The sequence below is a fragment of the Euzebyales bacterium genome, from assembly GCA_036374135.1.
Classification (GTDB): domain Bacteria; phylum Actinomycetota; class Nitriliruptoria; order Euzebyales; family JAHELV01; genus JAHELV01.
In genome coordinates this window covers 80,630-93,062 of the sequence record DASUUK010000034.1, presented here as the reverse complement: position 1 = coordinate 93,062, position 12,433 = coordinate 80,630, and the positions used below count along the sequence as shown (strand labels likewise).

Sequence of the window (12,433 nt, the reverse complement as noted above, 5' to 3'; positions counted from 1 at the left end):
GACGTTCCATTGGATGCCGCGGCACCCCGCGCCGCCCCCACGGTCGGGGACGACGCTCCCGCCGAGCAGGATGTCGCCGAACGCTGCGCGCAACGGATGTACGCGGCGGACCGGGCGTCCCAGCACCTGGGCATCGACATCACCGACGTCGCCCCGGGGCGGGCGCAGGCCGCGATGGCGGTCACCGACACCATGGTCAACGGTCACGACATCTGCCACGGGGGGTACGTGTTCCTGCTGGCCGACACCGCCTTCGCGTTCGCGTGCAACACCTACGACGACGTGACCGTCGCGGCCTCGTGCGACGTGGTGTTCGTCCGGCCGGCGCGCGCCGGACAGCGGCTGGTGGCCGACGCCGTCGAACGGATCCGTCACGGGCGGTCGGGCATCTACGACGTCACCGTCACCGCCGGCGGCGGCGAGGTCGTCGCCGAGTTCCGCGGACGCAGCCGCACCCTGGGCCGCACGATCCTCGACGACAACGACCACCCGGGCATGCCGGGCGCCTGACCCTGCCGACCAAGGAGACCGCCACGGCCCGCGAACGCTCGACGGACTACGACGACAAGCGTCGTCGCATTCTCGAGGCTGCGGCCGATCTGTTCGCCGCGCACGGCTTCGGCAGCACGTCGGTGGCGATGCTCGCCGAGGCATCCGGTGGGTCCAAGGCGTGGATCTACCACTACTACCCGTCGAAGGAAGCGGTGCTCTACGACCTGTTGCGCAGCTACACCGACGACCTGCTGGCTGTCGTCACGGCCGCCGACGACGACGCACTCGCGCCCCGCGACCGGTTGCGCGCACTGATCGCGGCGATCCTGCATTCCTACGACCACGCGCAGAGCCGCCACGCGGCGATCCTCAACGACCTCGCGCGGCTGTCCGCCGAACAGCAGCACGAGATCCGGGCCGCGCAGCGGCAGGTGGTCGACGTCGTCGCCCGCGTGCTGGCGCTGGTCGATCCGCGGCTCGCCGATCGACCGGAGGTGCTCACACCGCTGACCATGTCGCTGTTCGGCATGCTCAACTGGCACTACCGGTGGTTCCGGTCCGACGGGCCGCTGTCGCGTGACGACTACGTCGACATGGTCACGGGGCTGATGCTGGATGGGCTCGACGGGGTGCCGGGGCTCGACGGCTGGATCCGCGAACGCGCCACGACCTCCAACTGAGCCGATCCACGACAGGAGCAGAGGTGTCACTGGTCACGTTGGAACACGCTGACGGCCTGGCGACGGTGACCCTGCGCCGCCCGGAGGCGCGCAACGCGGTGAACCTGGAGATGAAGATCGCCTTCATCGACGCCCTTCACCGTGCCGCGCACGACGACGACGTCCGCGCGCTCCTGCTGCGCGCCGAAGGCCCGGCGTTCTGCGTCGGCCAGGATCTGCGGGAGCACGCCGACGCACTCGAGCGCGGGCCGCAGACGGCGCTGACGACGGTGCGCGCGCACTACAACCGCATCGTGACCGGCATCGACGCGCTCGACGTTCCCGTCGTCGTGGCGATCTCGGGCGCATGCGTCGGTGCCGGTCTCGGATTCGCCCTGGCCGGCGACATCCGGGTCGCGGCTGACGACGCCCGGTTCGCGACCGCGTTCACAGGCATCGGCCTGGCCAGCGACTCGGGGCTCGCACGGGCACTCGTTCGCACCGCCGGTGCCGGCGTGGCTGCCGAGTTGCTGCTGTTGGGCGAGCCGTTCAGTGCCGAGCAGGCGAGGGCGTGGGGCCTGGTGACCCGCGTCGTGGCCGCGGACGACGTGGACGAGACCGCCGCCACCCTGGCGCGCCGTCTGGCCGAGGGGCCGACGCGGGCGTTCGCGCGGGTCAAGGCGCTGCTGCGCCGCGCCGACACGACCGAACTGGCGACGATGCTCTCGTGGGAGGCCGACGCGCAGGAGGCGCTGGCGCTCACGGCCGACCACCGCACCGCGGTCTCGGCCTTCCTCGACAAGCAGCGGCCGCAGTTCACGGGGCGGTGAGCGTTGTCGATCAAGGGTCGCGCATAGTACATTGACCGAACGGTCGGTCGAACATTTGAGAGGGCTGTCCACGAGCTGCATGGTGGGCCCGCGGCCGCCGGGAAGACGCGAGGGGAGCGAGATGACGACTGTCGACCCGCACACCGAGGACAGTGCGCTCGAGGCGGTCTTCGAGGACCACATCGCCCACGAGCGGCGCATCGAGCCGCGCGACTGGATGCCCGAGGGGTACCGTCGGACGCTGATCCGTCAGATCGCGCAGCACGCCCACTCCGAGATCATCGGCATGCAGCCGGAGGGCAACTGGCTGACCCGCGCGCCCAGCCTGCGACGCAAGGCCATCCTGCTCGCCAAGGTCCAGGACGAGGCGGGTCACGGGATGTACCTCTACTCGGCGGCCGAGACCCTCGGCGTCGACCGGGGCACTTTGACGCAACGGCTGATCGACGCCCAGCAGAAGTACTCGTCGATCTTCAACTACCCGACGCTGACCTTCGCCGACGTCGGAACGATCGGCTGGCTGGTCGACGGTGCGGCGATCTGCAACCAGGTGCCGCTGTGTCGCAGTTCGTACGGCCCGTACGGGCGCGGCATGGTCCGCATCTGCAAGGAGGAGTCGTTCCACCAGCGGCAGGGCTACGAACTGCTGCTCGCGATGATGTCCGGCACCGACGAGCAGCGCGCGATGGTGCGGGAGTCGGTCGACCGCTTCTGGTGGCCCTCGCTCATGATGTTCGGCCCACCCGACGACAAGTCGCCGAACACGGCGCAGTCGCTGGCGTGGGGGATCAAGCGCGACACCAACGACGAGGTGCGCCAGCGGTTCATCGACATGACGGTGCCCCAGGCGGAGATCCTGGGCGTCACGCTTCCCGACCCGGAGCTGCGCTGGAACGCTGACCGCGGGCACTACGACTTCGGTGAGATCGACTGGGACGAGTTCAAGCGCGTGGTCAGCGGAAACGGCCCGTGCAACGCGGAGCGCCTGGGCACCCGCCGGCGGGCGCACGAGGACGGCCGGTGGGTGCGTGAGGCGGCGATTGCGTGGGCCGCCAAGCACGCCGAGCGGACCGCGGAGGCGCCGGCATGACCGATGGCGAGCGCGACGCGTCCGAGCCGGGCGGCTTCATCGCCGAGGGCGGGCACGGCGCCGTCCCGACGACCGGCGTTCCCACCGGCGACCTCGACCACGCGCCCGACTCGTCGTGGCCGTTGTACGAGGTGTTCGTGCGCGGCAAGCGGGGCCTGAACCACGTGCACGTCGGTTCGCTGCACGCGGCCGACGCGCAGATGGCGATCCTCAACGCGCGTGACGTGTACACCCGGCGCAACGAGGGCGTGAGCATCTGGGTCGTGCGGGCCGCCGACATCACGGCGTCCGATCCGGACCGCAAGGGGCCGCTGTTCGACCCGGCCGGGGACAAGGTCTATCGCCACCCGACGTTCTACGAGCTGCCCGACGACGTCCCGCACATGTGATGCGTGCCTCATGGAGCGGAGCGGTGGGCACACGTGCTCGTGCCTCAAGGAGCGGAGCGGTAGGCACACATGCTCGTGCCTCAAGGAGCGGAGCGGTAGGCACACATGCCTGACGAGAGCGCCTACCAGGCACTGATCTCGACCGACAGCGACGGAGACGCGCGCTGGGCGTTCGGGACCGGCTTCCACGACCCGCTCGCGGGGATCGACACGTCCGTCCCGGATGGCGTCGACGGCGACGATCTCGCCGCCTATTGCCTCATGCTCGGTGACGACGCGCTGATCATGTCCCACCGGTTGACGCAGTGGGTCACGCACGCGCCGGAGCTCGAGGCGGAGCTGGCGCTAGCCAACATCGCGCTCGATCTGCTCGGCCAGGCGCGGATGCTGCTGGCCCGCGCCGGCCACGCGGACGGCAGCGGGCGCGACGAGGACGCGCTCGCGTTCTTCCGCGCCGAGCACGAGTTCCGAAACGTGCAGCTGACCGAGGTCGTCAACGGCGACTTCGCCCACACGATGGCGCGGCTGCTGATCTTCTCGACGTGGCGGCTCTCGCAGTGCCAGCGCCTCACCGACTCCGCAGACCACGTGCTCGCCGCCATCGCCGCCAAGGCCGTCAACGAGCTCCGCTACCACCGCGACTACGCGGCCGGATGGGTCGTGCGACTCGGGGACGGCACCGGCCTGTCGCACGACCGTGCCCGCGACGGGCTCGAGGCGGTGTGGCCGCTGGTCGCTGAGCTGTTCGAGACCCACGACGTGGAGCGCCGGCTCGCCGACTCGGGAGTGGCAGTCGATCCCGCCGAGCTCCGCGACGCCTTCGACGGCGTGATCGCCACCGTCCTGGACGCGGCGCGCCTGGAGGTTCCCGATGTCGCGCCGCTGGCACGGGTGTCCGGACGGGCCGGCCGCGACGGCACGCACACCGAGGCCATGGGCTACCTGCTCGCCGAACTGCAGAGCGTCGCCCGCCAGCACCCGGACGCCACCTGGTGATGGCTGCGGACCCGGGCGAGGGCGAGCGTCAGCGAGCGGTGGGTGGGGATCTGCCGGGCGAGGGCGAGCGTCAGCGAGCGGTGGGTGGGGATGTGCGCCCCACCCCGCGGGCGGTGGCCAAGACCGTCACCGACCCCGAGCTGCCGATGCTCACGCTCGCCGACCTCGGGGTGCTGCGCGACGTGGACACCGCAGCCGACGGCACGGTGATCGTGTCGATCACACCGACCTACTCGGGCTGCCCGGCGATGGATGCGATGAAGGCCGACCTGACCCGCCGCCTGCATGCCGCTGGCTACCCGGACGTCGAGGTGCGGACCGTGCTGTCGCCGCCATGGTCGACCGATGACATCACGCCGGCGGGCCGGCGCGCGCTCGCGGAGCACGGCATCGCTCCGCCGGGGCCGGCGCCGCGTGCCGCGGGCCCGGTGCTGGTCGCGCTGACCTCCCGACCCAGGACCGTCGCCTGCCCGCAGTGCGGATCGCCTGACACCGTGCTGGTGTCCCAGTTCAGCTCGACGGCGTGCAAGGCCCTGCGGCGTTGCACCGCATGCGCCGAGCCCTTCGAGCACATCAAGGAGATCTAGATGTCGGTGACGGCGCAGACCGATAGCCGTCCGCGGTTCCATCCGCTGCGCGTGGCGAAGGTCGAGCCTCTCTGCGATGACGCGGTGGCGGTCACGTTCGACGTGCCGGACGATCTGGCGGCGACGTTTGCGTTCAGGCCGGGGCAGTCGCTGACCGTGCGTCGGGAGGTTGACGGCGCCGATGAGCGTCGGTCGTACTCGATCTGTGCGCCGGCCGGCGCCGCGCCGCGCATCGGTGTCCGCGAGGTGCCCGACGGTGCGGTGTCTCCGTGGCTGGTCCACGAGGTGCGGGCGGGCGACGAGGTCGACGTGCTGCCACCGCAGGGCCGGTTCGTGCCGGACCTCGACGGGCCCGCCGGTCGCCACGTGCTCATCGCCGCCGGGTCGGGCATCACGCCGATCCTGTCGATCGCCGCTTCGCTGCTCGACGCTGGTCCCAGCAACCACGTGACGGTGCTGTACGGCAACCGACGGACCGACACGGTGATGTTCATCGACGAGCTGTCGGACCTGAAGGACCGGCACCCGGCGCGGTTCCAGCTGATCCACGTGCTATCACGCGAACCGCGGGACGCGGAGCTGTTCAGTGGCCGCATGGACGCCGATCGGCTGGCGGAGCTGCTCGGCACGTTCGTCCCTGTCGGGGATGTCGACCACTGGTGGCTGTGCGGCCCCCACGGCATGGTCGACGACGCCCGCGCCCTGCTGAAGGCGCACGGGATCCCGATCGAGCGGATCCACCGTGAGCTGTTCTACGTCGAGGACGAGCCGCCCCCCGAGGTCGAGCACGTCGAGGCGGAGATCACCGGCGATGTCGCGGAGGCCACGGTCATCCTGGACGGCCGAGCAACCACGGTGCCGCTTCCGGTCGATCAGCCGATCCTGGACGCGGCCCAGCGGGTGCGTTCCGATCTGCCGTTCGCGTGCAAGGGGGGCGTTTGCGGCACGTGCCGGGCGATGCTGCGGGACGGCGTGGTGCGCATGCGGCGCAACTTCGCGTTGGACGAGGACGAGCTGGCGCAGGGGTTCGTGCTCACGTGTCAGTCGCTCCCCGTTTCCGAGCACCTGACGGTCGACTACGACGCATGAGCGCCTCGAGTCGCGGCAGCGGTAGGCACACGTCATGAGGCAGGAGGGGCACATGTTGCTCGGCAGCTACGCACAGGGGCGGTGGCACACGGCGCCCGACGACGGCAAGGAGCTGCGCAACGCCGTCACCGGGGAACCGGTCGCGCGCATCTCGAGCACCGGCCTGGACTTCGCGGGGATGCTCGACCACGGCCGCCAGGTCGGCGGGCCGGCGCTGCGGGCCATGAGGTTCCACCAGCGGGCGATGCTGGTCAAGCAGCTGGCCGCGCACCTGAACGACCACCGCGAGGAGTTCCACGCCCTGTCGCTGGCGACCGGCGCGACACGTCGCGACGCTGGCTTCGACGTCGACGGCGGCATCATCACGATGCGCGTGATCTCCAGCAAGGCGCGTCAGGAGCTGCCGAACGCGCACGTCCACCTCGACGGTCCGCCGGAACGGCTGTCGCGACACGGCACGTTCGTCGGGCAGCACGTCTACACCCCGTTGCATGGCGTCGCTGTGCAGATCAACGCCTTCAACTTCCCGGTGTGGGGGATGCTCGAGAAGCTCGCCCCGGCCCTGGTCGCCGGCGTTCCGACGATCGTCAAGCCCGCCAGCCAGACCGCGTACCTGACCGAGCTCGTCGTCCGCCGGATCATCGAGTCGCAGATCCTGCCCGAGGGCGCGCTGCAGTTGATCTGCGGATCGACCGGCGACCTGTTCGCTCACCTCACCGGCCGCGACATGGTCGCGTTCACGGGGTCGGCGGCGACCGCGACGAAGCTCGCGGCCCATCCGACGGTGCTCGCCAAGGCGGTGCGCTTCAACGCCGAGCGCGACTCATTGAACTGTGCGGTCCTCGGCGCCGACGCCAAGCCGGGCACACCCGAGTTCGACCTGTACATCGACGAGGTGGTCAGCGAGATCACCGCGAAGGCGGGTCAGCGCTGCACGGCCATCCGCCGGGTCATCGTCCCGCGGGAGCACGCCGACGCCGTCGCCGAGGCGCTGCGCGATCGCCTGGGCGCCGTGCGGATCGGTGATCCGGCCGACCGCGCGACCGAGATGGGTGCGCTGGCGAGCCAGGCACAACGTGACGAGGTCCGCGGCGCGGTCGGCAGGCTGCGCGAGGTCGGCGACCTCGTTGTCGGGGACGGCGAGCTGACCGTCCACGGCGTCGACGCCGAGGTCGGCGCGTTCCTGGCACCGCAGGTGCTGTACGCGGACGACCCGACCGCTGCCCCGTTGCACACCATCGAGGCGTTCGGTCCGGTGTGTGCCGTGCTGCCCTATGACGGCACCGACGAGGCCATCGAACTGGCGCGCATGGGCGACGGCAGCCTGGTCGGGTCGCTGTTCACGCATGACCCGGCCATCGCGCGGGACATCGTGATCGGCGTGGCCGCCGATCACGGACGGCTGCACCTGGTCGACCGTGACTGTGCCGCCGAGCAGACGGGCCACGGGTCGCCGTTACCGCACATGGTGCACGGTGGTCCCGGACGCGCCGGCGGGGGAGAGGAGCTCGGCGGCGTCCGCAGCGTGCTGCACTTCATGCAGCGCACGGCGGTGCAGGGTTCACCGGATCTGGTGACCGCAGCCACCGGCACGTGGATGCCGGGCGCGTCCCGCAACGTGACGGACGACCATCCGATGAGCCGGTGTCTGGAGGACCTGCGCGTCGGCGACACCTTCGTCAGCGATCCGCGTGTGATCACCACCGAGGACGTGGAGCACTTCGCCGAGTTCACTGGCGACGAGTTCTACGCGCATCTCGACGACAAGGCGTTGGCCGACCATCCGTTCTTCGAACGCCGTGTGGCGCACGGATACCTGGTGCTGTCGTTCGCGGCCGGGCTGTTCGTCCACACCGACCCGGGACCGCTGCTGGCCAACCAGGGCCTGACCCTGCTGCGCTTCGGGGCGCCCGTGTATCTGGACGACGAGATCGCGGTGGCGCTGACGTGCAAACGCATCAGTCCACGTGAGGACCAGCCGTACGGCGAGGTCCGCTGGGACGCGCAGGTCACGAACGGCGACGGCGTCGAGGTCGCCGCGTATGAGCTGATCACCGCGGTCGCGACCCGTGCGGGCGTCGCCACCGATCTGGGGAGTTCGTCGGGCGCATCTGTTGACAGGTCTCCCCGCAGTGGCGGGGCTGTGGGGAAGGGCGCCGATCTGGGGAGTTCGTCGGGCGCATCTATTGACAGGTCTCCCCGCAGTGGCGGGGGTGCTGCGCGATGACCGATCTGTCGGACTACCGGCTCGAGGATCGTTATGTTCGCGCCGAGGGGCGCGTGTTCCTGACGGGCATCCAGGCGCTCGCACGGATCCCGTTCGAACAGCTGCGCCGCGACCGTGCCGTCGGGCGCAACACCGCGGCACTGGCGTCGGGGTACCCGGGCTCGCCGCTGGGTGGGTTCGACCAGGAGCTCGCGCGGGCCATCCGTCAGGTGCCCGACCTACCTGTCGTGCACCGGCCCGCGGTCAACGAGGAGCTGGGCGCCACGGCGGTCATGGGTTCCCAGCTGGTCGCCACACGACCCGACGCCACCTACGACGGCGTGGTCGGCATCTGGTACGGCAAGGCGCCGGGACTGGACCGGGCGACCGATGCGTTGCGCCACGGCGGGTTCGCCGGCTCGAGCGCCGGTGGTGGGGCCCTCGCGCTGGTCGGCGACGATCCGTCGGCAAAGTCGTCGACCATGCCGTCATCGTCGGATGCCGCGCTGATCGACCTGCACATGCCGATCCTCTATCCCGGCACGATCGCTGAATGCCTCGAGCTCGGCCTGCACGGCATCGCGATGTCGCGGGCGACGGGGCTGTGGTCGGCGCTGAAGATCGTCACGCCCATCGCTGACGGCACCGGCAGCGTGGACCTGCCCGTGCTCGACCAGGAGCTGTCGATCCCCACGACCGAGATCGACGGCGAGCGATGGTCGCCGATGCCGTCCGCGCAGTTCCTCGGGCCCCGCATGGTCGCCGTCGAGCAGGAGTTCCACGAGGTGCGCTGGCCGCTCGCGTACCGCTACGGCGTCGACAACGGCCTGAACCGCGTCACAGCCGACCCGACCGACGCATGGATCGGCCTGGTCGCCACCGGCTACACCTATTATCAGGTGCTCGACGCGCTGCGGCGACTCGGCTTCGACAACCTCGACGCGATCGCCGACGCCGGCATCCGCCTGCTGCACCTGCGTCTGCCGGTCCCGTTCGACACCGCCCTGATCGCCGACTTCGCCCGCGACGTCGACGAGATCGTCGTCGTGGAGGAGAAGAACCCGACGCTCGAACGGCTGATCCGCGACGCGCTGTACGACACGACCGTTCGCCCGCGGGTGCTCGGCAAGCACGACACCGACGGCGCGCGGCTGCTACCCACGTACGGGCACCTCAACGCCGACGTCATCGCCCCGGCGTTGCGCCGACGGCTCGCGCCCAGGCTGGCCGACCGGCTGCCCCCCCCGCCTCCGCCACCGCGCGAACTGCTGCCGCTCGCGACCGGGCGGACCCCGTTCTTCTGCTCGGGCTGCCCGCACAACTGGGGCGTCAAGGTCCCCGACGGCGCGGTGGTCGGCGCCGGGACCGGCTGCCACGGCATGACGTTGCTGATGGACGAGGATCGCGTCGGCGAGTCGATCGGCATCACCGCGATGGGCAACGAGGGTGCCCAGTGGATCGGCATGGAGCCGTTCGTCAACACCGGCCACATCTTTCAGAACGTCGGCGACGGCACCTTCTTCCACTCGGGACAGCTGGCCATCCAGGCCGCGGTCGGTGCCGGCGTCCACATGACCTTCAAGATCCTCTACAACGACACGGTCGCGATGACCGGCGGTCAGGACGCGACCCACAGCATCGGCGTGCCGGACCTGGCGCGGGTGCTGTTGGGTCACGGCGTCACCGAAGTCCTGATCACGACCGACGATGCCGACCGCTACGACCGCAGCGGGCTGCCGGACGGCGTCCAGGTGTGGGACCGCACGCGCATCGTCGAGGCGCAGCAGCACCTGGCGGCGCGGCCGGGTGTGACGGTGCTCATCCACGACCAGGAGTGCGCGGCCGAGTTGCGACGCGCGCGGCGACGGGGACGGGTCGAGACGCCCGACACGCGCGTTGTCATCAACCATCGGATCTGCGAGGGCTGCGGCGATTGCGGCGACGTCAGCAACTGCCTGTCGGTGCAGCCACTGGACACCCCCCTCGGTCGCAAGACACGCATCGATCAATTGAGCTGCAACTTCGACTGGTCGTGCCTGAAGGGCGACTGCCCGGCGTTCATGACCGTCGCGGTCGATCCCGCCGCAGAACCGCGCGACCGGCATCCCGATCCCACGCAGGTGCCGGTCGACGATCCGGCGTCGTCCGATGCCGACAGCGTCGCCGTCCGCCTGGCGGGCATCGGTGGCACCGGTGTGGTCACGGCCGCCCAGGTGCTCGGCACCGCCGCCATGCTGGCCGGTTGGTCGGTCGACGGTGTCGACCAGACCGGCCTGTCGCAGAAGGCGGGCCCCGTGATCAGCGACCTGACGTTCTCGCGCGGCACGTCCCGGAGGTCCAACGCCATCGGCACAGGCCAGGCCGATGTGATCATCGCGTTCGACCAGTTGGTCGCCGCCGCCGACGGCGTGGTTGCGGCCGGCGCGTCCGGTCGCACCGTCGTGGTGGCCGCCACGCGCGAGACGCCGACGGGTGCGATGATCGGCAAACCCGAGACGCCCTATCCGACGCCGGAGCGGCTCGCCGCGCGGCTCACGGGCCGGGGCGATGACGACCGCTACACGGCGCTCGACGCGGCCACGCTCGCCGACAGCCTGACCGGTGCCGCGGCCGCGGCGAACATCCTGCTGCTCGGTGTCGCGGTGCAGCAGGGCGTGGTGCCGGTGCCGCCCGCAGCCGTCGAGCGGGCGATCGAGCTCAACGGGGTTGCGGTCGAGGCGAACAAGGCGGCGTTCGAGTGGGGTCGGCGTTGGGTCGCCGATCCGCGCGCGGTGGAGCGCATCGCGGGATCCCGCGCGGACGGCGCGCCGCAGGTGCGCACCGTGGCGCTGCCCCGCCGGCTACGGGCCCGGGTGATCGGGCTCGGCCTCGACGACGCGGCCACCGAGGCCGTGTCCATGCTCGCCGCCGACCTGGTCGGGTACCAGAACGCGGTCTACGCCGCGCGGTTCCTCGATCTCGTGGAGGTCGCGCGCAACTCGGAGCGACGTGTGGGCCTGGACGACCAGCGGTTCTCGGTCGCCGTGGCACGCGGCCATCACAAGCTGCTGGCGTACAAGGACGAGTACGAGGTGGCCAGGCTCATGCTGTCGGACGACGGGCTCGCCGAGGCGCAGCGCGTCGCCGGACGCCCGGACGCCGCGATCAGCTGGCACCTGCACCCGCCGATGCTCAAGGCGCTCGGCGTGGACCGCAAGTTGCGGTTCGATGGCCGTACCGCACCGCTGTTCGCGGCGCTCGGGGCCGGCAAGCGGCTTCGTGGCACCCGCTTCGACCCGTTCGGACGTACCCGCATGCGTCGGCTCGAGCGCGCCCTGCCGGTCGAGTATGCCGACGCGATCATGCGCGTCGCCCGCGTGCTGACCACTGGCAACGTCGAGTCCGCGATCGCCATCGCCGAACTGCCCGACATGGTCCGCGGCTTCGAGGAGCTCAAGCTGCGCCGCGCTGCGGCGTACCGCCAGCAGTTGGCGGCTGCGGTGGACGACCTCGAGCGCGACCTCGGCGCGCCGGACCACACCTGAGATCTGCGGCGAAGCCTTCACCTCCGTGCGAGATCCGTCGCGTTCGGCGGTGCGTCGCTCGCGCAGGGGTGGGCCACGCACCGGCTTAGGACAACTGGACGACGTTGCCCGACGTGGCGGGCAACTCGACGTCGGCTGTCCCGGCCCAGTGCGAGGCGGGCTTCTACCTTGGTCTGCAGCCGGCACTGGAGCGGCTTCGGCGCCTTCGTCGACGACACCCGTCGATGGCAACATCGTCGACGAGAATGGGTTCGAGTCCGGCGCCGGCGCCTGGACCATCGTGGGGTCGCCCGCCGGCAGTCCGGAGAACGCCGGCAACTGGCAGATCGCAGCGGCACTGCTCGACCCGCAGGCGGCCTCGGTCATCACCGAGGACACAGTGACCTTCGGGTTCGGGCTCGAGGCGATCACGAGCCCGAGGAGCGGGCGACGGTGATGGGTAGGGTCATGGGACTACCTGCTCGGCACGCCATAGCCGAACGACGCGCGCGAGAGGCGGCTCGGAGACCCGGGCCGCCCCTCGTGACGTGCGCGTGGTGGTGGCGAGGTAGAACGTCGCGGAGCCTGCTTC

General features: G+C 70.9%; 11 protein-coding genes. All 11 read left to right on the top strand.

Annotated elements, in window-relative coordinates; genetic code table 11:
- The first annotated feature begins 9 nt into the window (after window positions 1-9).
- The 11 genes from paaI (at window position 10) to VFZ70_05330 (ending at window position 12,298) form a co-directional block, all read left to right on the top strand.
- On the top strand, window positions 10-510 hold the full coding sequence (gene paaI / locus VFZ70_05380) for a hydroxyphenylacetyl-CoA thioesterase PaaI (protein HEX6255225.1): 501 nt from the start codon (window positions 10-12) through the stop codon (window positions 508-510).
- The gene (locus tag VFZ70_05375; GenBank protein ID HEX6255224.1) at window positions 507-1,172 is read left to right on the top strand and encodes a TetR/AcrR family transcriptional regulator; all 666 of its coding nucleotides are present in this window, start codon (window positions 507-509) and stop codon (window positions 1,170-1,172) included. The genes paaI and VFZ70_05375 overlap by 4 nt, the downstream gene beginning before the upstream one ends.
- Window positions 1,173-1,195: 23 nt before the next feature.
- Window positions 1,196-1,981 carry an enoyl-CoA hydratase-related protein gene (locus VFZ70_05370; GenBank protein HEX6255223.1) on the top strand — a complete coding sequence of 262 codons (786 nt, stop codon included), beginning with the start codon at window positions 1,196-1,198 and terminating at the stop codon, window positions 1,979-1,981.
- A gap of 121 nt (window positions 1,982-2,102) precedes the next feature.
- The gene (gene paaA, locus VFZ70_05365; protein ID HEX6255222.1) at window positions 2,103-3,071 is read left to right on the top strand and encodes a 1,2-phenylacetyl-CoA epoxidase subunit PaaA; all 969 of its coding nucleotides are present in this window, start codon (window positions 2,103-2,105) and stop codon (window positions 3,069-3,071) included.
- 122 nt (window positions 3,072-3,193) lie between these two features.
- Window positions 3,194-3,460 (top strand): 1,2-phenylacetyl-CoA epoxidase subunit PaaB, encoded by a 267-nt coding sequence (gene paaB / locus VFZ70_05360; protein HEX6255221.1) that lies wholly within the window; start codon window positions 3,194-3,196, stop codon window positions 3,458-3,460.
- Between the two features lie 105 nt (window positions 3,461-3,565).
- Entirely contained in the window at window positions 3,566-4,456 is an 891-nt protein-coding gene (gene paaC, locus VFZ70_05355) for a 1,2-phenylacetyl-CoA epoxidase subunit PaaC (protein ID HEX6255220.1), read from the top strand.
- Window positions 4,456-5,043 carry a 1,2-phenylacetyl-CoA epoxidase subunit PaaD gene (gene paaD, locus VFZ70_05350; protein ID HEX6255219.1) on the top strand — a complete coding sequence of 196 codons (588 nt, stop codon included), beginning with the start codon at window positions 4,456-4,458 and terminating at the stop codon, window positions 5,041-5,043. Before paaC ends, paaD begins: the two co-directional genes overlap by 1 nt.
- Window positions 5,044-6,132: a 1,2-phenylacetyl-CoA epoxidase subunit PaaE gene (gene paaE, locus VFZ70_05345; GenBank protein ID HEX6255218.1), complete on the top strand. Its 1,089-nt coding sequence runs from the start codon at window positions 5,044-5,046 to the stop codon at window positions 6,130-6,132.
- Between the two features lie 52 nt (window positions 6,133-6,184).
- Window positions 6,185-8,359, top strand: a complete 2,175-nt coding sequence (gene paaZ, locus VFZ70_05340) for a phenylacetic acid degradation bifunctional protein PaaZ (protein ID HEX6255217.1) — start codon at window positions 6,185-6,187, stop codon at window positions 8,357-8,359.
- The gene (locus VFZ70_05335) at window positions 8,356-11,862 is read left to right on the top strand and encodes an indolepyruvate ferredoxin oxidoreductase family protein (protein HEX6255216.1); all 3,507 of its coding nucleotides are present in this window, start codon (window positions 8,356-8,358) and stop codon (window positions 11,860-11,862) included. Before paaZ ends, VFZ70_05335 begins: the two co-directional genes overlap by 4 nt.
- A gap of 280 nt (window positions 11,863-12,142) precedes the next feature.
- Complete coding sequence (locus VFZ70_05330; GenBank protein ID HEX6255215.1) at window positions 12,143-12,298, top strand: hypothetical protein; 156 nt, start codon at window positions 12,143-12,145, stop codon at window positions 12,296-12,298.
- The last annotated feature ends 135 nt before the right edge of the window (window positions 12,299-12,433 follow it).

What these genes read in the sequence shown, in the direction of transcription:
- paaA (HEX6255222.1), top strand. Translation starts at nt 2,103, where the DNA reads ATGACGACTGTCGACCCGCACACCGAGGACAGTGCGCTCGAGGCGGTC.
- paaC (HEX6255220.1), top strand. Translation starts at nt 3,566, where the DNA reads ATGCCTGACGAGAGCGCCTACCAGGCACTGATCTCGACCGACAGCGAC.
- paaD (HEX6255219.1), top strand. Translation starts at nt 4,456, where the DNA reads ATGGCTGCGGACCCGGGCGAGGGCGAGCGTCAGCGAGCGGTGGGTGGG.
- paaE (HEX6255218.1), top strand. Translation starts at nt 5,044, where the DNA reads ATGTCGGTGACGGCGCAGACCGATAGCCGTCCGCGGTTCCATCCGCTG.
- paaZ (HEX6255217.1), top strand. Translation starts at nt 6,185, where the DNA reads ATGTTGCTCGGCAGCTACGCACAGGGGCGGTGGCACACGGCGCCCGAC.
- VFZ70_05335 (HEX6255216.1), top strand. Translation starts at nt 8,356, where the DNA reads ATGACCGATCTGTCGGACTACCGGCTCGAGGATCGTTATGTTCGCGCC.